This window comes from Bradyrhizobium sp. B124, assembly GCF_038967635.1.
Lineage (GTDB): Bacteria > Pseudomonadota > Alphaproteobacteria > Rhizobiales > Xanthobacteraceae > Bradyrhizobium.
This window is the reverse complement of the sequence record NZ_CP152413.1, coordinates 4,760,542-4,780,785: the sequence shown is the minus strand read 5'-3', so window position 1 is coordinate 4,780,785 and position 20,244 is coordinate 4,760,542. Positions and strand designations below refer to the sequence as shown.

Sequence of the window (20,244 nt, the reverse complement as noted above, 5' to 3'; positions counted from 1 at the left end):
CCTGAGGTGCGAGCGCAAGCGAGCCTCGAAGGATGATTAGGAGCAAGCCAGCATCCTTCGAGACGCGGCGAAGACGCCGCCCCTCAGGATGACGGTTGAGCAAGACACGATAGACGTCGGACCGATACCAAGGAGCACGGCCATGAACATCATGAACGTCGATTACTCGACCAAGATTCCAAACAACGTGAATCTCGCCGAAGACCGCCAGGTGCTCAAGGCGCTGGAGGGCTGGCATCCCGGCTACATGGACTGGTGGAGCGACATGGGGCCGGAAGGCTTCCAGGAGTCGCTGGTCTATCTGCGCACCGCCTACTCGGTCGATCCGCGCGGCTGGGCCAAGTTCGACTACGTGCGGATGCCCGAATATCGCTGGGGCATCCTGCTTGCACCGCAGGAAGAGAACCGGGTCATCCCGTTCGGCGAAGACTACGGCAAGCCGGCATGGCAGGAAGTCCCCGGCGAGCACCGTGCCATGCTGCGCCGCCTGATCGTGATCCAGGGCGACACCGAGCCGGCCTCGGTCGAGCAGCAGCGTCATCTCGGCAAAACCGCGCCCTCGCTCTACGACATGCGCAATCTGTTCCAGGTCAATGTCGAGGAAGGCCGCCATCTCTGGGCGATGGTCTACCTCTTGCAGAAGTATTTCGGCCGCGACGGCCGCGAGGAAGCGGATGATTTGTTGCGCCGCCGCTCGGGCGATGCGGATTCGCCGCGCATGTTAGGGGCCTTCAACGAGGCGACGCCGGACTGGCTGTCGTTCTTCATGTTCACCTACTTCACCGACCGCGACGGCAAGATGCAGTTGCACTCGCTGGCGCAGTCGGGCTTCGATCCGCTGTCGCGCACTTGCCGCTTCATGCTGACCGAGGAAGCCCATCACATGTTCGTCGGCGAGACCGGCATCACCCGCGTCGTGCAGCGCACCTGCGATGCGATGACGGAGGCCGGCATCACCGATCCGAACGACATCGCCAGGATCCGCGCGCTCGGCGTGATCGATCTGCCGACCATCCAGAAGAAGCTGAACCTGCACTATTCGCTGTCGCTCGATTTGTTCGGCTCCGAAGTGTCGACCAATGCGGCGAACGCCTTCAACGCCGGCATCAAGGGCCGCTACAAGGAAACCACGATCGAGGACGATCACCAGCTCAAGAGCTCGACCTATCCGGTCATGAAGATGGTGGACGGCCAGATCAAGATGGTCGACGAGCCGGCACTGACCGCGCTTAACATGCGGCTGCGCGACGACTACACGCAGGATTGCGTCAAGGGCATGCTGCGCTGGAACAAGGTGATCTCCACCGCCGGCATCGACTACAAGCTCGCGGTGCCGAACACCGCCTTCCACCGTCAGATCGGCGAGTTCAAGGACATCCATGCAACGCCCGATGGCCTTCTGATCGACGACGCCACCTGGGCCAAGCGCAAGAACGACTGGCTGCCGTCGACCGCGGACGGCGACTTCATCGCCTCGCTGATGAAGCCGGTGACCGAACCCGGGGAGTTCGCCTCCTGGATCTCGCCGCCCAAGGTCGGCATCGATAACAAGCCCGGCGACTTCGAATATGTGAGGATCGAGAGCTGAGTTTCAGCTAGCAGTTCCTCTCCTCCCGGAGGGGCCGAAAAGGGGTAAGCCGAGAAGGTCCTGGCTTGCCCCTTTTCTTTTTTGAGACGTGCGTTGGCTCACGCGCAATGAAGCGCCGGCTCCCGGCTTGACAAGCGCGATGCCTTCGCGCGGAGATCACACTGCTTCAACACATCAACCGCAATGACGGCTTGAGCCGGTTGTCGCGGATCGGGATTAAGGCGGGGCCATCATGAGCGAAGAGATTTTTCCGGGGCCGACCCTGCGTTCGCTCAAGCTCCAGTTCGGTGAGCAGACGATCGCGGGCTTCGACAGCGCGGGCACTGGCCGCGACATCCTGCTCGTCCACGGCAATTCGTCGTCGTCGCAGATTTGGCAGAAGCAACTCCAGGGGCCGCTTGGCGCCAAATACCGGTTGGTCGCGATCGACCTTCCCGGTCATGGCGGCTCGTCGCCTGCGCCCGATCCGGAGCACGGTTACTCGGGTGCAGGCTATGCCGGCTGCATTGCCGCGGCCGCAAAGGAGCTCGGCCTGAGGGACGCGGTGGTGGTGGGCTGGAGCCTCGGCGGACATGCCGTGCTCAACGCAGCCCCGTCATTGCCGATGGCAGCCGGGCTGATGATTTTCGGGACGCCGCCGATCGCCAAGACGCCGGACGGGTTCTCCGGGTTCAAGGGGCTGTCGGCCACCACGTTCACGCCGGCGCCTAGCGATGCCGAGATCGCGGCCTGGCTGAAAACGGTCTTCGCACCGGACTATGCGCCGTTGCCCGCATTCGTCGACACCGATTTCCGCCGCACCGACGGCAATGCGCGTGGCTATCTCGGCGCCAGCGTGCAGGCCGGTCGCTTTGCGGACGAGGTCGAGATCGTGCGTGGCCTCAGGATTCCGCTGGCGATCGTGCATGGCAGCGAGGAGCAGATGGTCGATCTCGGCTATCTGCAACGGCTGCCCGCGCCGACACTATGGCGCGGCCAGGTTCAGGTGGTCCACGGCGCCGGCCACGCCACGCAGTGGGAAAGGGCCGAAGCGTTCGACCGGCTCGTCGATGCCTTCGCATCGAGTCTCTGAGGAAGGCGGATCGGCGGTGGCTGCTCGGCGTTCGCCGCTCAGCCGGCTTTAATCGTCATTTGCAAGTTCGTCGGGCCACATCTGCGCACCGTGAAGCACGCGCAAGATGCGAACGGTCTCGCCGTCGACAAGGTACGCTGCGACATATGGTGTGCGCGGGATGACTAACTCCCGCGTGCCGGCGACACGCCCGGGCCGGCCACTGTCAGGAAAGTCGAGTCTGTTCATCGACATGAACCGCGGCACGGGGATTCTCGGCCTCGATGTAGCTGAAAATGTCGTCGCGATCGGACAGTGCGAAGCGCGTCCAGACGAGCTTCACCGTTTGCGTTCCGCCGCTTTTCGAAGTGCGGCGGCACGACGTTGCGCGAAATGCGCTTCGACTTCGGAATCATCGAGACTAGGCCGGGTATCCGCCAGCGCCTGGCGCACCTTCTCGCGAAACCAGCTGTCGTAAGCTTGGCTGTTGCTGACGAGCTCCAGTGGAAGCGTTCCTTCATTGGCCGTGCGCGTCAGCAATATCCGCACCGCGTCCGACACCGTGAGACCCATGTTTTCCAGAACCGCGGTGGCCTTCTCTTTTACGTCCGCATCGATGCGGGTTTGGACCAGGGCATTCGAAGCCATAGCGATCTCCTTGCTCACGTTCAATGTAATGCATTTGAATGACATGCGCCAGAGGCGTCACGGCCGCAACCGGGGGACCACGGTGACGAAAGTGGCCTCGCGTCTTGGCGAGGCCCATTGCCATCGGGCTCCATGCGACAAAGGGCGCCTCGCTGCGAGCGAGGCGCCCTTTGTGTATCACCAGTCTCGCTGCCAAGCGCCGCGCGGCAATGTTCTAGTGCGCGTGAGCTACGCGGTCGCTTACCCCGCGATCTCCAGCCCCGCGGTCGCGTAGACCACGCCGCCATCCACCGCGATGGTGTTGCCCACGACGTAGTCGCCGGCGCGCGAGGCGAGATAGATCGCAGTGCCCGCCATATCTTCGTCGCTGCCCACCCGCCGCGACGGAACGCGTTGCGCGACTTCGTCGGCGTGGTCGCGCGCGGCGCGGTTCATGTCCGACTTGAAGGCGCCGGGCGCGATCGCGGTGACGTTGATGTTGTCCTTGATCAGGCGCGTCGCCATCCGGCGCGTCAAATGGATCACCGCGGCCTTGCTCGCGGCATAGGAATAGGTCTCCATCGGGTTGACGAAGATGCCGTCGATCGAGGCGATGTTGATCACCTTGCCCGGTTTGTCATGCGTCGCCGCCGCGCGCAGCGGCTTGGCCAGCGCCTTGGTCAGGAAGAAGATCGACTTGACGTTGAGGTTCATCACCTTGTCCCAGCCGCTCTCCGGGAATTCGTCGAAGTCCGCGCCCCATGCCGCGCCGGCATTGTTGACCAGGATGTCGAGCTTCGGCTCGCGCTTGATGATTTCACCGGCGAGCTTCTCGCAGCCCTCGACGGTCGAGATGTCGATCGGCAGCGCGATGCATTCACCGTCATAGGCGGCGGTAAGCTCCTGGGCGGTGGCCTCGCAGGGACCGGCCTTGCGCGCGGTGATGTAGACCTTCGCGGCGCCCTGCGCGAGGAAACCGGCCGCGATCATCTTGCCGATGCCGCGCGATCCCCCGGTCACCAGTGCGACGCGGCCCTTCAGTGAGAACAGATCCTTGAACATGTTGCCTCCTTAGCTATGCCAAGCGTTCTGGCCGGGTTGATGGAGCTAGTCAAGGAACCGCCGCGGCCGGCGAACGCGCAGCCTGCTCGATCTCTGGTGATGTTCTGATCAGTTTACCCGCGAAGGGCGGGCGTCGAATCGATCAAGCTTTCTTGAGATGTGATGCAGTGCACAAACTGGTCAGCCGGTTTTGCCGCATCATGCGCGTGGGGTGGAATTCCAGATCAAGGAGTTCCAATAATGAAGCACATTTCATTGCCGGTGGCCGGTGTGATGCCAGTCACCCCCATTCAATTTCGCCGAAGGCGGAAAGGACTGTTCGCAGCGATCGTCGGCGCAATTCACTATTCGCGGCGGATTCAGGCGCGACGCGTTCTCAAGCAATATCAGCATCTGATCGACCGCGCCGACCGGCACTGCACCAATTTGGAGGGCGGCCGCAATGTCCGTTACTGAACGCTCGTCGACGCGCAAATCGGTCATCCGGCTTCCGGAGGTCAGCGAGATCACGCTGCTTGTTGCCATCGCAATCGGATTTTTTGTGCTGCACTTCCTCACTGCGACGTTGCTGATGCCAGCGGCCACGGCCGATGCGGCCGCGCCGCAAGAGGCGAGGGCGGTTCACACCGACTAGCGCTCTCCCGATCGATCCACCATCGCTGTCATCAACGGAGGTCCATTCGTGGCCGACGTCATGTCATTTGTTGTGCTCAGCGCCGCGGTGTTTTGCGGCGCCTTTGTGTCCGGTCTCGCCGGCTTTGCCTTTTCCGCGATCGCCGGCGCCATCCTGCTGCATGCGATGCCGCCAACCGAGGCGGTGCCGCTGATGATGGCCTGCAGCGTCGGCGTGCAGGCGGCCAACCTGTGGGCGCTTCGGCACAACATCCAGTGGAAACAGAGCCTGTCGCTGATCGTCGGCGGACTGCTGGGCGTCCCGCTTGCGCTCTGGCTGCTGCACAACACCGACAGCCGGACGTTCCGCGAAGGTTTCGGGATCATGGTCGCGCTCTATGCCGGCTACATGCTGTTCAGGCCCGCGATCGGCTACGGCCGTTTGCCCGAGGGCAGCAACGCGCTGGTCGGGTTTGGTGGCGGCCTGATCGGCGGGTTGACCGCGATGCCGGGCGCGCTGCCTACAATCTGGTGCGATATCCATGGTGTGCCAAAGCAGCAGCAGCGCGGCCTCGTGCAGCCCTTCATCGCCGCGATGCAGATTTCGGCGCTGATGATGATGCTGCTGCATCGCGACCTCTCGATGAAGGTCGCCTATGACGTCGTGCTCGGCGCTCCGGCGCTGCTTGCCGGTTCGTGGCTCGGCATCTTTGCCTTTCGCAACATCGACGAGGCCAACTTCAGGCGGGTGATCCTCGGCCTGTTGCTGGTGTCGGGACTGCTGCTGGTGGTTTAGGACGTTGCTCGTTTACGCCGCGTCGACGCGGCGAAAACCGTTCCACACCGCGGTGGCGGCGCCTGAGGTCAGCACCGGCAAGAGCCGCGTGTCCTGGTAATTGCCGTTCAGCGAGACCCGCTGCAACGCGGTCAGGTGGTCGGCGCTTTCGGGAAACAGCATGCCGGGCCGCGTCGTCACCGCGGTCCGAAAGCCGATCGATCTGGCGAGCGCGAATTCGCGCTGCCCGGCCGCGATCCGGTCGCCATAGGGATAGGCAAGATGCAGCGCCGGACGCTGCAGCGTCTCCTCGATCCGCGCCCGGCTGGTGGCGAGCTCGAACGATGCGATGGTCTCGCTCTGCTTGGCGAGATTGCAATGGGTGATGGTGTGGGCGCCGATGGTGACCAGCGGATCGTCGGCAAAGCCGCGCAGCTCGTCCCAGGACATGCAGAGCTCGCGCGCGATGCCGGCCTCGTCGACGCCGTGGCGGACGCACAGCGCGGACATCTCGGCCTGCATCTCCTTCTCGCCCGGCAGCGAGCGTAGCCAGTCGTGCATGCGGCCGAACGCAACTCGCTTGGCTTGCGGCGTCGCGGTGTCGATCCGCGTCATGACGCCGGCGATCGGCACCTCGATCGCCGATGCCGCCGCGATGATCCGCTCGAGCGCGATCCACCACAATTTGCCGCAGCCCTCGGCGAAATCGCTCGCGACAAAGACCGTGAACGGCGCGCCGAACTCGCGCATCACGGGCAGCGCGAAATCGCGGTTGTCGCGGTAGCCGTCGTCGCAGGTGAAGCAGGCGAAGCGCCGCGCGAAATTCCGTTCGGTGAGGCGGCGATGCGCCTCGTCCATGCTGACGACATCGACGTCGAGCGCGCGCAGATGCGTCAGCATCGCGCGCAGGAAATCCGGCGTGACCTCGAGATGATGGTTGGGCTGGAACGCGTCGGCGCGCCGCGGGCGGACGTGGTGCAGCATGAAGATGGCGCCGACGCCGGCAAAGATCGGCCGCAGCAGGATATGCGCACCCGAGAAATACAACGCCTCCATCCCGGCACGGATCACGGTGTTGCGGAGTTGTTTCATGAGGGGCACGGGCTGGCCGATTTGCATTCCGCCGGAAACTTAGCGAAACACCACTGAAGAAACTGTTATCCCGATCCAATATGGCGCCCCCGCCATGGTCTTTGATTCGGCCTTTGATTTGGGGTTTGACAGTCAGCCAAGGGTTTGTTTTCTCTCTGGTTCCCGACCCCGCAGGACGCTGAATGCACGGATTTTTCAAGTGGAGTAGCAAGTGGTGGCCGGGGGTGATTCCACTGGTCGTGCTGTGGGGCATCGCGGCCTGGACCTCAACGGGAACGGTCGAAGCGGACCTCGCTGCGCGCTCTAATGCCGCACTCAAGGACACCGTGCTCGACAAGCGCCGCATCAGCGTCGACGGCCGCGACGTGACCTTTGCGGCCAATGCCTTCTCCGAGGACGGCCGTCTCAGCGCCGTGGCGTCGGTCGAGGCCGTGCCGGGCGTGCGGCTGGTCAACGACGAGACCCGCCTCGTTCCCGAAGCCAAGCCCTTTGTGTGGTCTGCCGAACGCGACGTGGTGCGGGTCACGCTTGGCGGCAATGCGCCGCTGCCGTCGAGCAAGAGCAAGCTGACCGAGGCCGCGAAGGCCAGTCTCGGCGGTGTCGAGGTGGTGGATCAGATGGCGCTCGCCCGTGGCGCGCCGTCGCGGTTCGACCCGGCGGCGCTGTTGCTGCTCGACCAGATCGGCAAATTGAAGGAAGGCAAGATCACGCTGACCGACAACAAGGTTGCTCTCGCCGGCATGGCGCGCGAGCTCGGCGGACGCGAAGCGGTCGCGGCGGCGCTGAAGAATCTGCCGGAGGGCTATTCCATTGCCGCCAACGACATCAAGGCGCCGCCTTACGTGTTCCAGGCCTACAAGGATCCGGTCGCAGTGACGCTGACGCTGACCGGCTACGTGCCCGACAACAACGTGCATGCCGCGCTGGTCGCCGCCGCCGGCCGCAAGTTCTTCAGCGAAAAGGTCGTCGACAATCTCAAGGCCAGCATCGGCGCGCCCTCGGGGTTTGCGGCGGCGGTGGTGCCTGCGCTCGGCGCGCTGTCACGGCTGTCGACCGGGACGCTCGTGGTGTCGGACCGTGAGGTGAAGCTGTCGGGCGATGCGCTCTATGATGCCGCGGCCGGCCAGATCCGCGACGGGCTCGGCAAGGACTTTCCGCAGGGCTGGCAGTACAAGGCCGAGGTCACCGTCAAGCCGGCGGCGGCGCCGGTCGATCCGACGGTATGTCAGCAGCTGTTTTCCGAGATCCTCTCCAAGGGCAAGATCCGCTTCGAGTCCGGCAAGGCCGACATCGTCCCTGACTCCGCCGGTCTGCTCGACCGCCTGATCGAGACCGCGATGCGCTGTCCCAATGCGACGATCGAAGTCGCCGGCCATACCGACAGCGACGGTGAGGAGGCGGCCAACCAGGCCTTGTCGGAGCGCCGCGCGCAGGCCGTGGTCGATTACCTCGTGCGCGCCGGACTGCCTGCCAACCGCTTCACGCCGATCGGCTATGGCAGCACGCAGCCGCTCGTCGGCAACGAGAGTGAAGACGGCAAGGCGCAGAACCGCCGCATCGAATTCGTGGTGAAGTAGCGATGACCGTGCTCGCGACATTCTTCTGGGGTTGGCTGCTCGGCGCCGCGCTGCTCGGCTTCGGCATGGGCTGGATCGCGGTGGTGCATCGGGCGCAGGGCGTCTCGAAGGCGTGGATCCGCTGGCTCGCGCTGCTCGCCGTCGCGCTGGTCGCGGCATCGTTTGCGCGGGTCGTGCCCGGCCGCCTCGGCTACTGGCTCGACCTCTTCCTGGTCATGTTCGCGCTCTATCTCGTCGGCTGCGCGATCGGCTCCTGGCTGCGCGACTGGGTGGTCTCGCGCAGCAGGCCCGCGAGCTGACCCCAAACCCTTGATCCAGCAGGACTGAGCGGCGTCGCCAGACGCGGGGCGAGGCCGCACGCATTTTGCCGCTTGACATCAATACGTACGTACGTATTAAATGGCGGCCATGCCAAAGCCCTCCATCCGTGATGCCATCCTCGACGCCGGGCTGAAGGAAATGTTCCGGACCGGCTATCACGGCACCAGCGTGCGCGACGTCACCGCCGCCGCCGGCGCGCCGCAGGGCTCGTTCACCAACCATTTCCGCTCCAAGGAGCTGTTCGCGTCGGAAGTGCTCGACCGCTATTTCCTCTATGTGCGCGGCCTCGTCGCCGAAGCCCTCGGCGACACGACGTTGCCGCCGCGCGACAGGCTCCGGCGCTATCTCGATCTCATCACCGGCAAGCTTGCGCATGACGGCTTCACCCGCGGCTGCCTGATCGGCGATTTCAGCCTCGAGGCGTCGGGCTCGAGCGAGATGCTGCGCGAGCAGCTCGACGAGATCTTTCGGGAATGGCGTGCGCCGTTTGCGGCCTGCATCGCCGAAGCCCAGGCCAGGCGCGAGATCGCGTCCGACTTCGATCCCGATGCGCTTGCCGATTTCCTGCTCGCATCCTGGCAGGGCGCGATGTTGCGCATGAAGGTCGAGCGCAGCGCGGCTGCGCTCGAGCGTTTCAAGACGATCGCCTTCCAAACCGTGTTCAAGGAGTTGCCATGACCATGTCTTCCGATATCAGCCTGCATCATCGCCCGGTGCTCGGGACCACGATGGCCTATCGCGAAACCGGACGCAGCGATGCGCCGCACGTGCTGTTCCTGCACGGCAATCCGACGTCATCCTATATCTGGCGCAACATCATGCCGCTGGTGGCGCCGGTCGGGCACTGCATCGCGCCCGACCTGATCGGCTACGGCCAGTCCGGCAAACCCGACATCGCCTACCGCTTCTTCGACCATGCGGACTATCTCGATGCGCTGATCGACGAGCTCGGCATCAGCTCGGCCTATCTCGTCGCGCAGGATTGGGGCACGGCGCTCGCGTTCCATCTCGCGGCGCGCCGTCCGCAACTGGTGCGCGGGCTCGCCTTCATGGAATTTATCCGGCCGATGTCGACATGGAGCGATTTCGATCCCGATCACGGCGTGCGCGAAGAAACCTTTCGCAAGTTCAGGACCGAAGGTGTGGGCGAGGCGATGATTCTGGAAGCCAATGCCTTCATCGAGCGCGTTCTTCCGAACGGGATGCTGCGCAAGCTGAGTGAGGAAGAGATGGCCGCTTACCGTGCGCCGTTTGCGACGCGCGAGAGCCGCAAGCCGACCTTGATGCTGCCGCGCGAGCTGCCGATCGCAGGCGAACCCGCCGACGTCGATCAGGCGCTCACCACGGCGCACGCAGCGCTCGCGGGATCGACCTATCCGAAGCTGCTGTTCGCGGGGTCTCCCGGGGCGTTGGTGTCGCCGGCCTTCGCGGCGGATTTCGCGGCGAGGCTGCAGCATTGCGCGGTCATTCAGCTCGGCGCGGGCGCGCATTATCTGCAGGAGGATCATCCGGAGGCGATCGGCCGCTCGGTTGCAGGGTGGATCGCCGGCATCGAAGCCGCGAACGCGCAACATCTCGCAGCATGAGTGGATGGGAGAGCACGCCATGACCGACCTCTCGATCATTTATTGCCGTCCCTGCGGCTACGAAAAGCGCGCCAGGGAGGCCGCCGCGCTGCTGCGCGAACGCCTCAGGCTCGATCCGGAGCTCGTGCCGGGCAAGGGCGGCGTCTTCGAGGTCAAGCTTGACGGCAAAGTGATCGCCAAGCGCGTGAAGGGGCATTTCCCCGATGCTGCCGAAATCGTCACCGCAGTGGCTGCGGCACGGGCATAAAATCTACGCAGGCTTGCCTCATCGCCGTCGCATCACCAATGCGGTGGCGATTTTCACTGCGCGGGCGCCGCGGCGTCGCTCCTGCTTCCCGTAGTTTCCCGGATGGCCTTGCGCAGCGTTCGGCGGGCTAACCGCCGCACGTCGATGTCAAGTCTTGTCGAAGATGGCGAGAAACGCGCATATTTGTGCACCCGCTGTCATGAATCATCCCTAATATCTTGAAGATGCGCGTTTTATTGTCGTTTGACGAATTCCACTCCGGCTTAAAACGCGCTACAGGGGTCGGGGCACAGCGAAGCGCCGGCGGGGTTCGCCCGGGAGCCGCCGTCGCGGGATCGCAATTCGAGGTCTAGATGCTGGAAGCAATACGCAGGGCGATGGCGTTTCTGCGCCAGAAGCAAATCCTGCATCGGCTGGGTGTTGTCATCAGCATCGCCGTCATCGGCATCGCCTGCTACGTCCTGTATCATATGCTGCGCGGCATCGACACCAATGAGGTGCTCGAGGCCATCAAGAGCACCGAGCCGCGACAAATCGCGCTGGCGGGACTGTTCGTCGCAGCCGGCTACTTCACGCTGACCTTCTACGATCTGTTCGCGGTGCGCGCGATCGGTCAGGCCCACGTGCCCTATCGCGTCAACGCGCTCGCGGCATTCACCTCCTATTCGATCGGGCACAATGTCGGCGCCAGCGTCTTCACCGGCGGCGCGGTGCGCTACCGGATCTATTCGGCCTGGGGATTGAACGCGATCGACGTCGCCAAGATCTGCTTTCTCGCCGGCTTGACCTTCTGGCTCGGCAATGCCGCCGTGCTCGGGCTCGGCATCGCCTATCATCCGGAAGCCGCCGCCAACATCGACCAGCTGCCGCCCTGGCTCAACCGGACGCTCGCGTTCGGCATCATCATCGCGCTGGTCGCCTATGTGGTCTGGGTCTGGACCCAGCCGCGGGTGGTCGGCCGCGGTCCCTGGACGGTGACCCTGCCGGGCGGCCCGCTGACGCTGCTGCAGATCGCGATCGGCATCGTCGACCTCGGCTTCTGCGCGCTGGCGATGTACGTGCTGGTGCCGGACGAGCCCAATCTCGGCTTCGTCGTGGTCGCGGTCATCTTCGTGTCGGCGACCCTGCTCGGCTTCGCCAGCCACTCCCCCGGCGGGCTCGGGGTGTTCGACGCCGCCATGCTGGTCGGCCTCTGGCAGATGGACCGCGAGGACCTGCTCGGCGGTATGCTGTTGTTCCGGCTGCTCTACTATATTGCGCCGTTCGTCATATCTGTAATCTTGCTGACGTTTCGGGAGGTTATCGTCGGCGCCCGACTCAAGCGGCTGCCGCAGACTGATTCGGGTCCCCGCGCTGAGCCGCATCATGAGGCGGTTCTGGTCCGCAAGCGTGGTGATTCCGGGGTCTGACGACGCGGCCCGATGCCTCCCGAGGGAAGGTCGATTTGACCGCGCCTGGGCGAGACATGAACCGACGGGAAGAAAGCCGCCGCGATGGCCATTGACGATACGCCGCATTCGATTTTCTCGCCCTGGCCCGACCGCTTGCGCCATTCCGCGCTGATCCTGCTTGCCGCAGCGCTGGCGCTGAGCGTAGTGGTCGCGCTCGGCGAGTTGTCGCTGGTGCGCGCCTGCGTGGTGTTCGTCTGCATCGCGGCTGCGGCGCTGGTGCCGTGGCGGCTGCATGATGCCGGCACCTCGCGCGAGGATGTCCGCCACGGCAATCCGGTCGAGGCGACCGCCGTCAGCGCGGTCGTCGCCGGCATGCCGGACCCGGCCGTGCTGCTCGACCGTGCCGGCCGCGTCATCCATCTCAACACCGCCGCGGCCCAGCTGGCGCCGGCGCTGCGCAAGAACGAGCTGGCGCAATTTGCCCTGCGTTCGCCGGAGATTATCACTGCGTTGCGCGAGGCGATCGCGACCACCGAGCCGCGCCGCGCCACCTACTCCGACCACGTTCCGGTCGATCGCTGGATGGAACTGGTGATCACGCCGGTGCCGGTGCCGACCCAGTTCGGCGGCACCGAGAAGTGCATGCTGATGACCTTCCACGATCTGACGCCGCTGCGCCGGGTCGAGGAGATGCGCGCCGATTTCGTCGCCAATGCCAGCCATGAGCTGCGCACGCCGCTCGCCGCCTTGTCCGGCTTCATCGACACGCTGCAGGGACCGGCGCGCGAGGACGCGCGGGCGCGCGAGCGCTTCCTCGGTATCATGCACACCCAGGCCACCCGCATGGCGCGGCTGATCGACGACCTGCTGTCGCTGTCGCGCGTCGAGCTGTCGGCCCATGTGCGGCCCGAGGCCTCGATCGATATCGTGCCGATCATCCGCCAGGTGGCCGACGGGCTCGAGGCGCTGGCCAGCGAGCGCCAGGTCGAGATCGACGTCGACCTGCCACCGACCCCGGTCACGATCGCTGGCGACCGCGAGGAACTGCTCCGCCTGTTCGAGAACCTGATCGAGAACGCCCTCAAATACGGCGCCTCGGGCGGCCGCGTCATAGTGTCGCTCAATCAGACCGTTTCGGGCGCATCGGGCGAGGGGAGCCCCGAAATCCGAGTCATGGTACGGGATTTCGGCCCCGGCATCGCCCCGGAGCACCTGCCGCGGCTGACCGAGCGCTTCTACCGGGTGGACGTTGGCGACAGCCGTAACCAGGGCGGAACCGGCCTCGGATTATCGCTGGTGAAACATATTCTTAACCGTCATCGCGGGCGTCTTCTGATCGAGAGCGTGCCGAAGAATGGCGCGACTTTTACCGCCTGTTTTCCCCGGCCGAAGACCCCGTTACCGACCCAAAGCTGAGCGTTTTCAGTCGCTTAGTATTGTCATCCAACTGTCATCCAACCTTCGTAAAAGCAGCACCGACCGCTCCTAGATGGACCGGCGTGGGCGCGATCGGGCGCAATTGGCGCTTCGCTCACAAGATGGAGACCACCCCATGAATTTCATCAAAGCAATCGTCGCTGCCGGCATGGTCGCCGCTTCGACGTCGGCCTTCGCTGCCGATATTACCGGCGCAGGCGCGACGTTTCCGTTCCCGATCTATTCGAAGTGGGCTGACGCCTACAAGAAGGACACCGGCAATGGCCTGAACTATCAGTCGATCGGTTCCGGCGCCGGCATCAAGCAGATCCAGGCCAAGACCGTGACCTTCGGCGCGACCGACGCGCCGCTCAAGGCCGAGCAGCTCGAGAAGGACGGCCTCGTCCAGTGGCCGATGGTGATGGGCGCGATCGTTCCGGTCGTGAACGTCGAAGGCATCAAGCCGGGCGATCTCGTGCTCTCCGGCGAAGTGCTCGGCGACATCTATCTCGGCAAGATCACCAAGTGGAATGACGCGGCGATCGCCAAGCTCAATCCGAAGCTGACCCTGCCGGCCGACGCGATCACCGTCGTGCGCCGTTCGGACGGTTCGGGCACCACCTTCAACTTCACCGACTACCTCTCCAAGTCGAACGCCGACTGGAAGTCCAAGGTCGGTTCCGGCACCGCGGTCGAGTGGCCGGTCGGCGTCGGCGCCAAGGGCAACGAAGGCGTTGCCGGCAACATCGGCCAGACCAAGAACGCGATCGGCTATGTCGAATACGCCTATGCCAAGCAGAACAAGCTGACCTACACCGCGCTGGTCAACAAGGCCGGCAAGACCGTGCAGCCGACCATCGCCGCCTTCCAGGCTGCTGCGTCGAACGCCGATTGGTCCAAGGCTCCCGGCTACTACGTGATCCTGACCGACCAGCCGGGCGAAGCCTCCTGGCCGATCACCGCGGCGACCTTCATCCTGATGCACAAGGATTCGACCGACAAGGCGGCCTCGCAGGAAGCGCTCAAGTTCTTCAAGTACGCCTTCGAGAAGGGTGGCAAGGCGGCCGAAGAGCTCGACTACATCCCGATGCCGGAATCGGTCGTCAAGCTGATCGAGAAGACCTGGTCCTCGGACATCAAGAGCTAAGTCTGACGCTTTGAACAACGCCTGTGCCACCTCTCAAGGGCGGCACAGGCGGACCGATTGAGATCCGGGCTCCATCACCGCGGCAAGTAACGCGGGGCGGGGCCCGGGCTCGCGCCCCGGGAGGCGCAACCGGAACGACGCCCGGCCAAATGCGTCAGTGAAGATCGCTTCGGGGCGTAGCGGTTTGCGTAGCTTTCACATAGTAATGAGGGGATTGGCGTGGCAGACATGGCTGTTCAGAGCGATGTGATGGAAGCCGCGGGACCTTACGATCGCGCCAAGGCCCTCAGCGCCTTCAAGCTCGGTGATCTCACCTTCTATTGGGTCACCCGCATCTCGGCGATTTCGGTCCTGTTGATCCTCGGCGGCATCATCCTGTCGCTGATCGCCGGCGCCTGGCCGGCGATGAAGGAATACGGCTTCGCCTTCCTCTGGACGCAGCGCTGGGCGCCCTCGGCCGATCCGCCGGTGCTCGGCGCGCTCGGCCCGATCTACGGCACCCTGATCACCTCGGTCATCGCGATGACGATCGCCATTCCGGTCGGCATCGGCATCGCCATCTTCCTCACCGAACTCTGCCCGCAAATGCTGCGCCGCCCGATCGGCATCGCCATCGAGCTGCTCGCCGGCATCCCCTCGATCATCTACGGCATGTGGGGCTTCTTCGTGCTGGGCCCGTTCCTGGCCAACACGTTCCAGCCCTTCATGATCAGGATATTCGAGGGCGTCCCGGTGCTGGGTGCGGTGTTCGCAGGTCCGCCGTCCTATCTCAGCCTGTTCAACGCCGCGCTGATCCTCGCCATCATGGTGCTGCCGTTCATCACTGCGATCTCGGTCGACGTGTTCAAGACCGTGCCGCCGGTGCTGAAAGAGGCCGCCTACGGCATGGGCTGCACCACATGGGAAGTCGTCCGCAGCGTCGTGATCCCCTACACCCGGGTCGGCGTGATCGGCGGCATCATGCTGGCACTCGGCCGCGCGCTCGGCGAGACCATGGCGGTGACCTTCATCATCGGCAACTCGTTCCGCATCTCGTCGTCGATCTTCGCGCCGGGCACCACGATCTCGGCGGCGATCGCCTCCGAATTCGCCGAGAGCGACGGCCTGCACCAGTCCGGGCTGATCCTGCTCGGCCTCCTGCTGTTCGTGCTGACCTTCTTCGTGCTCGCCGGCGCGCGGCTGATGCTGATGCGGCTTGAAACGAAAGCGGGGAAATAGCGCCATGAACCCGATCTACAAATCCCGCCGCCGCAGCGACATCGTCATTCGCGCACTCTGTGTCGGCGCGGCGCTGTTCGGCGTCACGTGGCTGGCGCTGATCCTGTTCACGCTGGTCTATAACGGCCTTGCCGGCCTCAGCGTGCAGCTGTTCACCCAGAACACGCCGCCGCCGGGCTCGACCGAAGGCGGCCTGCTCAACGCCATCGTCGGCTCGGTCATCATGACGGTGATCGGCGTCGGCATCGGCGCGCCGCTCGGCCTGTTCGCCGGCACCTACCTCGCCGAGTACGGCAAGCACGACAAGCTCACCTCGGTGATCCGCTTCATCAACGACATCCTGCTCAGCGCGCCTTCGATCATCATCGGCCTGTTCATCTATGGCGCAGTGGTGGTGCCGATGCGCGGCTTCTCGGCGATCGCAGGCAGTCTCGCGCTCGCCGTGATCGTGATCCCGGTCGTACTGCGCACCACCGAGGACATGCTGCTGCTGGTGCCCAATCCGCTGCGCGAGGCGGCCTCCGCGCTCGGCCTGCCGCGTTCGCTGGTGATCAAGCGGATCGCTTATCGTGCTGCGCGTAGCGGCTTGATCACCGGCGTGCTGCTGGCGACCGCCCGTGTCGCCGGTGAAACCGCGCCGCTGCTGTTCACCGCGCTGTCGAACCAGTTCTTCAGCCTGGATCTGACCAAGACCATGGCCAACCTGCCGGTGACCATCAACAACTTCGTGCAGAGCCCCTACGCCTACTGGAAAGAGCTGGCGTGGAGCGGTGCGCTGCTGATCACCTTCACTGTGCTCGCGCTGAATATCGGCGCGCGTATCCTTGGTGCCGAAAGGGCCGCAAAATGACCGAGCTTTCCGTCTCAACGACTGTCGCGAGCCACGTTCCCCAGGTGCCGCTGCCGGAAGCGCCGCCGAAAGTCACGGTGCGCAACCTCAACTTCTATTACGGCGAGCACCACGCGCTGAAGAACATCAACCTGACGCTCGGCACCAACCGCGTCACGGCGTTCATCGGCCCGTCGGGCTGCGGCAAGTCGACCCTGCTGCGCATCTTCAACCGGATGTACGATCTCTATCCGGGCCAGCGCGCGGTCGGCCAGCTGATGCTGGACCAGACCAACATTCTCGATCCCAAGCTCGACCTCAATCTGCTCCGCGCGCGGGTCGGCATGGTGTTCCAGAAGCCGACGCCGTTCCCGATGACGATCTACGAGAACATCGCCTTCGGCATCCGCCTCTACGAAAAGATCTCGAAGTCCGAGATGGACGACCGGGTCGAGAAGGCGCTGCGCGGCGGCGCGCTGTGGAATGAGGTCAAGGACAAGCTGAACGCTTCCGGCCTGTCGCTCTCCGGCGGCCAGCAGCAGCGCCTGTGCATCGCGCGCACCGTGGCGGTGCGTCCCGAGGTGATCCTGTTCGACGAGCCGTGCTCGGCGCTCGATCCGATCTCGACCGCCAAGGTCGAGGAACTGATCCAGGAGCTCTCCGAAGACTACACGATCGCAATCGTCACCCACAACATGCAGCAGGCGGCGCGCGTCTCCGACAAGACCGCCTTCATGTATCTCGGTGAACTGATCGAGTTCGACGACACCAACAAGATCTTCACCTCGCCGAGCGATCGACGCACCCAGGACTACATCACCGGCCGGTTCGGCTAGCGCATGGTCCGCAAAATTGGGTACCGGTTTTCCGACCGGATCATGCGAAACTGAGGACACCAAATCGTGATCCCCGGGATCATGAGGGAGACAAGCGATGGCTTCTGAACATACCGCCAAGGCATTCGACAGCGACCTGCAGGAGTTGACCCGCCTGGTCGCCGAGATGGGCGGCCTCGTCGAGCGGATGATCACCGAGTCGGTCGACGCGCTGATCCGTCGCGACGTCGCGCTCGGCAAGCGCGTCGTCGCCGCCGACATCGAGATCGACAATCTGCAGCGCGTCATCGAAGAGCGCGCGGTGCTGACGATCGCCCGCCGCCAGCCGATGGCGATCGACCTGCGCGAAATCGTCAGCGCGATGCGCGTCGCCACCGATCTCGAGCGGATCGGCGACCTCGCCAAGAACATGGGCAAGCGCGTCGCGGCGCTGGAGAGCGATTTCCAGCCGCTGAAGCTGATCCGTGGCCTGGAGCACATGACCGACCTCGTGCTGTCGCAGGTCAAGTCGGTGCTCGACGCCTATGCCGCGCACGATCTGCCGGCGGCGATGAACGTCTGGAAGGGCGACGAGGAGGTCGATGCGATCTGCACCTCGCTGTTCCGCGAGCTGCTGACCTACATGATGGAGGATCCGCGCAACATCTCGTTCTGCATCCATCTGATGTTCTGCGCCAAGAACATCGAGCGGATCGGCGATCACGCCACCAATATCGCCGAAACCGTGTTCTACATGATCGAGGGCCAGCAGATCACCGACAAGCGCCCGAAGGGCGACATGACCAACTTTGCCACCACGGTGCCCGGTACCTAGGACATGATCCGCAGGCGCGGAGCCGGATTGTCTTCACGACAAGTCGTTTCCGCGGGGATTATGCTCAGGAAAGTAAGCGTTTCGGTTTGCGTCTGGGCAACGGATCATCACAGAGAGAGAACTTAAGCCGATGAGCGCACGCATTCTGGTAGTCGAAGACGAGGAAGCGCTGACGACACTGTTGCGCTACAACCTCGATGCGGAAGGCTACGATGTCGAGACGGTGGGGCGCGGCGACGATGCCGACACCCGCCTGAAGGAGCGCGTTCCCGACCTCGTGGTACTGGACTGGATGCTGCCGGGCCTGTCCGGCATCGAGCTGTGCCGCCGCCTGCGGGCGCGGCCCGAGACCAAGCAGCTTCCGATCATCATGCTGACCGCGCGCGGCGAGGAGAGCGAGCGCGTGCGCGGGCTTGCCACCGGCGCCGACGACTACATCGTCAAGCCGTTCTCGGTGCCGGAACTGCTGGCACGGGTGAAGGGCCTGCTGCGCCGTGCGAGCCCGGAGCGGCTTGCGACCGTGCTGACCTATGGCGACATCGAGCTCGACCGCGAAAAGCGCCGCGTGGCGCGCTCGGGACGTCCGATCGATCTCGGTCCGACCGAGTATCGGCTGCTCGAATTCTTCCTCGAGCATCCCGGCCGCGTGTTCAGCCGCGAGCAGCTGCTCGACAGCGTCTGGGGCCGCGACATCTATATCGATGAGCGTACCGTCGACGTGCATATCGGCCGCCTGCGCAAGCTGCTCAATCCGGGCCGCGAGCAGGATCCGATCCGCACCGTGCGCGGCGCCGGCTACGCGCTCGACGACCGCTTCGCGAAGGCCGAACCGCAGCCGTAAGGCTGGCCGACAATCGTAAACCACAACACGGCGTCGTCCCGGCGAACGCCGGGACCCATACGCCGCGGCCGGCGCAATCGGCAAGCGGCCAGACGACTTTCTAACAACGCCCATTCGTGGTTATGGGTCCCGGCGAACGCCGGGACGACGCCGGTGATGTGACGTAGCCCGGATGGAGCGAAGCGAAATCCAGAACTTCATTCTCCGCTTCAAACACCGCGCCGGATTACGCTTCGCTCCATCCGGGCTACGAGCCACAAAAAAATCCCCGCTTTCGCGGGGATTTGTTTTTACAGTCCAGGCAGTTTCCCGAGTGCTTACTTGATCTGTGGCTTCGCCGACGGCCGGCGGCGATCGGCGGCGGGCTGATAGGCGACGCGCGAGTGATGCGCGCAATAGGGCAGACCGGCGAGCGCCTTGCCGCCGCAGAAGAAGAATTCCGGGCTCGAGGGATCGCCGACCGGCCAATGGCAGGTGGCCTCGTTGAGCTCGAGCAGCGACAGCCGCTGGCTCATCGGCACCACGTTGTCGAAGGAGATCGGATCGGGCTCCATCTCGACCTCGAAGGCGTGCGCAAGCGCAGTGTTGCCGCGCGAGACCGGGCGCGCCACCCGCATCATGTGCTGGGCGGGGCGGGCCTTGCGCTGCCGCGGCGCGGCCGTGGAGGGGGCCTTGGCGCGGCCGGAGAGGCCGAGCCGATGCACTTTGCCGATCACGGCGTTTCGCGTCACATTGCCAAGTTCCGCCGCGATCTGGCTGGCCGAGAGGCCGGATTCCCAGAGCTTCTTCAGCTGCTCGACGCGATCGTCGGACCAGGTCAATACAGTCATCACATTCTTCCTTTCGCATGGCGCCGGCCACTCATCGGAGCGGCGCTGCGAGCCAATCTGGACAAATATCCCTGCGGCCAGAATCCCTTAGCCCTCGCCGGGCACGGTGTTGCGCCCGAACGTTTACGCGAGACACGAAGGCTACTTAGAGGGTCCAGTACTGCCGCACGAGATGTCGTACCCGACAGGCCAAACGCTACAATATGGCGTGACTCTGGCGCAAGAGTCCGCGGCCGTGCGTCCACATGTTCCCACAAAGTTAAGCATTGCTATGAGGCTTTTCCACCGCACCGGAATGCTCCGGATTGCGCCGGTTTCGCATTGCAGGAAGGCCGGCAAAGGCCGGCTCCTGGCGATTGACACTGACCGGCCGCCGCATAGAAT

General features: G+C 64.4%; 21 protein-coding genes and 1 pseudogene. 16 read left to right on the top strand and 6 right to left on the bottom strand.

Going from position 1 to position 20,244, the window contains the following annotated elements:
- Positions 1-151 precede the first annotated feature (151 nt).
- Both boxB and AAFG13_RS22875 read left to right on the top strand, forming a co-directional pair.
- Positions 152-1,588, top strand: coding sequence for a benzoyl-CoA 2,3-epoxidase subunit BoxB (boxB, locus tag AAFG13_RS22880; protein ID WP_212317290.1), 1,437 nt, complete (start codon positions 152-154; stop codon positions 1,586-1,588).
- 232 nt (positions 1,589-1,820) lie between these two features.
- On the top strand, positions 1,821-2,660 hold the full coding sequence (locus AAFG13_RS22875) for an alpha/beta hydrolase (RefSeq protein WP_342708281.1): 840 nt from the start codon (positions 1,821-1,823) through the stop codon (positions 2,658-2,660).
- Between the two features lie 48 nt (positions 2,661-2,708).
- On the opposite strand, the pseudogene AAFG13_RS22870 reads toward AAFG13_RS22875, so the two are convergent.
- The 4 genes and pseudogenes from AAFG13_RS22870 to AAFG13_RS22855 form a co-directional block, all read right to left on the bottom strand.
- A pseudogene (locus tag AAFG13_RS22870) lies at positions 2,709-2,982 on the bottom strand (type II toxin-antitoxin system RelE/ParE family toxin).
- On the bottom strand, positions 2,979-3,287 hold the full coding sequence (locus tag AAFG13_RS22865; RefSeq protein ID WP_212317135.1) for a type II toxin-antitoxin system RelB/DinJ family antitoxin: 309 nt from the start codon (positions 3,285-3,287) through the stop codon (positions 2,979-2,981). Before AAFG13_RS22865 ends, AAFG13_RS22870 begins: the two are co-directional and overlap by 4 nt.
- A 240-nt stretch (positions 3,288-3,527) precedes the next feature.
- A complete protein-coding gene (locus AAFG13_RS22860; RefSeq protein WP_092126579.1) occupies positions 3,528-4,328 on the bottom strand; it encodes an SDR family NAD(P)-dependent oxidoreductase in 801 nt (266 codons plus the stop codon).
- A 252-nt stretch (positions 4,329-4,580) separates the two neighbouring features.
- Positions 4,581-4,913 (bottom strand): hypothetical protein, encoded by a 333-nt coding sequence (locus tag AAFG13_RS22855; protein ID WP_342708280.1) that lies wholly within the window; start codon positions 4,911-4,913, stop codon positions 4,581-4,583.
- 97 nt (positions 4,914-5,010) lie between these two features.
- Between AAFG13_RS22855 and AAFG13_RS22850 the strand changes: the two genes are divergently transcribed.
- On the top strand, positions 5,011-5,736 hold the full coding sequence (locus AAFG13_RS22850) for a sulfite exporter TauE/SafE family protein (RefSeq protein WP_342708279.1): 726 nt from the start codon (positions 5,011-5,013) through the stop codon (positions 5,734-5,736).
- A gap of 12 nt (positions 5,737-5,748) precedes the next feature.
- On the opposite strand, the gene AAFG13_RS22845 is transcribed toward AAFG13_RS22850, so the two are convergent.
- Entirely contained in the window at positions 5,749-6,807 is a 1,059-nt protein-coding gene (locus AAFG13_RS22845) for a polysaccharide deacetylase family protein (protein WP_342708278.1), read from the bottom strand.
- Positions 6,808-6,989: 182 nt separating this feature from the next.
- On the opposite strand from AAFG13_RS22845, the gene AAFG13_RS22840 reads away from it, so the two are divergent.
- From AAFG13_RS22840 to phoB, 13 genes are all read left to right on the top strand, one after another.
- Entirely contained in the window at positions 6,990-8,384 is a 1,395-nt protein-coding gene (locus AAFG13_RS22840; RefSeq protein WP_342708277.1) for an OmpA family protein, read from the top strand.
- A 2-nt stretch (positions 8,385-8,386) separates the two neighbouring features.
- Positions 8,387-8,683, top strand: a complete 297-nt coding sequence (locus AAFG13_RS22835; RefSeq protein WP_212317147.1) for a hypothetical protein — start codon at positions 8,387-8,389, stop codon at positions 8,681-8,683.
- A 109-nt stretch (positions 8,684-8,792) separates the two neighbouring features.
- Positions 8,793-9,383, top strand: coding sequence for a TetR family transcriptional regulator C-terminal domain-containing protein (locus AAFG13_RS22830; protein WP_342708276.1), 591 nt, complete (start codon positions 8,793-8,795; stop codon positions 9,381-9,383).
- Positions 9,380-10,291: a haloalkane dehalogenase gene (locus AAFG13_RS22825; protein ID WP_342708275.1), complete on the top strand. Its 912-nt coding sequence runs from the start codon at positions 9,380-9,382 to the stop codon at positions 10,289-10,291. The genes AAFG13_RS22830 and AAFG13_RS22825 overlap by 4 nt, the downstream gene beginning before the upstream one ends.
- A gap of 19 nt (positions 10,292-10,310) precedes the next feature.
- Positions 10,311-10,538 (top strand): Rdx family protein, encoded by a 228-nt coding sequence (locus tag AAFG13_RS22820; RefSeq protein WP_212317153.1) that lies wholly within the window; start codon positions 10,311-10,313, stop codon positions 10,536-10,538.
- 353 nt (positions 10,539-10,891) lie between these two features.
- Positions 10,892-11,947, top strand: a complete 1,056-nt coding sequence (locus tag AAFG13_RS22815; RefSeq protein ID WP_249132591.1) for a lysylphosphatidylglycerol synthase domain-containing protein — start codon at positions 10,892-10,894, stop codon at positions 11,945-11,947.
- Between the two features lie 84 nt (positions 11,948-12,031).
- Positions 12,032-13,345: an ATP-binding protein gene (locus tag AAFG13_RS22810; protein WP_342708274.1), complete on the top strand. Its 1,314-nt coding sequence runs from the start codon at positions 12,032-12,034 to the stop codon at positions 13,343-13,345.
- A 136-nt stretch (positions 13,346-13,481) separates the two neighbouring features.
- The gene (gene pstS, locus AAFG13_RS22805; protein WP_212317157.1) at positions 13,482-14,492 is read left to right on the top strand and encodes a phosphate ABC transporter substrate-binding protein PstS; all 1,011 of its coding nucleotides are present in this window, start codon (positions 13,482-13,484) and stop codon (positions 14,490-14,492) included.
- Between the two features lie 228 nt (positions 14,493-14,720).
- Positions 14,721-15,710 (top strand): phosphate ABC transporter permease subunit PstC, encoded by a 990-nt coding sequence (gene pstC, locus AAFG13_RS22800; RefSeq protein ID WP_212317158.1) that lies wholly within the window; start codon positions 14,721-14,723, stop codon positions 15,708-15,710.
- A 4-nt stretch (positions 15,711-15,714) separates the two neighbouring features.
- Positions 15,715-16,560, top strand: coding sequence for a phosphate ABC transporter permease PstA (pstA, locus tag AAFG13_RS22795; RefSeq protein ID WP_092123044.1), 846 nt, complete (start codon positions 15,715-15,717; stop codon positions 16,558-16,560).
- Entirely contained in the window at positions 16,557-17,375 is an 819-nt protein-coding gene (gene pstB, locus AAFG13_RS22790) for a phosphate ABC transporter ATP-binding protein PstB (protein WP_029079896.1), read from the top strand. The genes pstA and pstB overlap by 4 nt, the downstream gene beginning before the upstream one ends.
- A gap of 97 nt (positions 17,376-17,472) precedes the next feature.
- The gene (phoU, locus tag AAFG13_RS22785) at positions 17,473-18,189 is read left to right on the top strand and encodes a phosphate signaling complex protein PhoU (protein ID WP_050403109.1); all 717 of its coding nucleotides are present in this window, start codon (positions 17,473-17,475) and stop codon (positions 18,187-18,189) included.
- A gap of 130 nt (positions 18,190-18,319) precedes the next feature.
- Complete coding sequence (gene phoB / locus AAFG13_RS22780; protein WP_016844067.1) at positions 18,320-19,030, top strand: phosphate regulon transcriptional regulator PhoB; 711 nt, start codon at positions 18,320-18,322, stop codon at positions 19,028-19,030.
- Positions 19,031-19,347: 317 nt separating this feature from the next.
- Here the strand turns inward: phoB and AAFG13_RS22775 are convergent, their stop codons facing one another.
- On the bottom strand, positions 19,348-19,860 hold the full coding sequence (locus AAFG13_RS22775; protein ID WP_021076557.1) for a GcrA family cell cycle regulator: 513 nt from the start codon (positions 19,858-19,860) through the stop codon (positions 19,348-19,350).
- Between the last annotated feature and the right edge of the window lie 384 nt (positions 19,861-20,244).

Bases quoted from the DNA above. Each gene is read 5' to 3' on its own strand.
- pstA (WP_092123044.1), top strand. From the start codon at position 15,715: ATGAACCCGATCTACAAATCCCGCCGCCGCAGCGACATCGTCATTCGC.
- pstS (WP_212317157.1), top strand. From the start codon at position 13,482: ATGAATTTCATCAAAGCAATCGTCGCTGCCGGCATGGTCGCCGCTTCG.
- pstB (WP_029079896.1), top strand. From the start codon at position 16,557: ATGACCGAGCTTTCCGTCTCAACGACTGTCGCGAGCCACGTTCCCCAG.
- phoB (WP_016844067.1), top strand. From the start codon at position 18,320: ATGAGCGCACGCATTCTGGTAGTCGAAGACGAGGAAGCGCTGACGACA.
- AAFG13_RS22820 (WP_212317153.1), top strand. From the start codon at position 10,311: ATGACCGACCTCTCGATCATTTATTGCCGTCCCTGCGGCTACGAAAAG.
- AAFG13_RS22825 (WP_342708275.1), top strand. From the start codon at position 9,380: ATGACCATGTCTTCCGATATCAGCCTGCATCATCGCCCGGTGCTCGGG.
- AAFG13_RS22835 (WP_212317147.1), top strand. From the start codon at position 8,387: ATGACCGTGCTCGCGACATTCTTCTGGGGTTGGCTGCTCGGCGCCGCG.
- AAFG13_RS22875 (WP_342708281.1), top strand. From the start codon at position 1,821: ATGAGCGAAGAGATTTTTCCGGGGCCGACCCTGCGTTCGCTCAAGCTC.
- AAFG13_RS22830 (WP_342708276.1), top strand. From the start codon at position 8,793: ATGCCAAAGCCCTCCATCCGTGATGCCATCCTCGACGCCGGGCTGAAG.
- pstC (WP_212317158.1), top strand. From the start codon at position 14,721: ATGGCTGTTCAGAGCGATGTGATGGAAGCCGCGGGACCTTACGATCGC.
- AAFG13_RS22865 (WP_212317135.1), bottom strand. From the start codon at position 3,287: ATGGCTTCGAATGCCCTGGTCCAAACCCGCATCGATGCGGACGTAAAA.
- AAFG13_RS22775 (WP_021076557.1), bottom strand. From the start codon at position 19,860: ATGACTGTATTGACCTGGTCCGACGATCGCGTCGAGCAGCTGAAGAAG.
- AAFG13_RS22845 (WP_342708278.1), bottom strand. From the start codon at position 6,807: ATGAAACAACTCCGCAACACCGTGATCCGTGCCGGGATGGAGGCGTTG.
- AAFG13_RS22815 (WP_249132591.1), top strand. From the start codon at position 10,892: ATGCTGGAAGCAATACGCAGGGCGATGGCGTTTCTGCGCCAGAAGCAA.
- AAFG13_RS22810 (WP_342708274.1), top strand. From the start codon at position 12,032: ATGGCCATTGACGATACGCCGCATTCGATTTTCTCGCCCTGGCCCGAC.
- boxB (WP_212317290.1), top strand. From the start codon at position 152: ATGAACGTCGATTACTCGACCAAGATTCCAAACAACGTGAATCTCGCC.
- AAFG13_RS22860 (WP_092126579.1), bottom strand. From the start codon at position 4,328: ATGTTCAAGGATCTGTTCTCACTGAAGGGCCGCGTCGCACTGGTGACC.
- phoU (WP_050403109.1), top strand. From the start codon at position 17,473: ATGGCTTCTGAACATACCGCCAAGGCATTCGACAGCGACCTGCAGGAG.
- AAFG13_RS22840 (WP_342708277.1), top strand. From the start codon at position 6,990: ATGCACGGATTTTTCAAGTGGAGTAGCAAGTGGTGGCCGGGGGTGATT.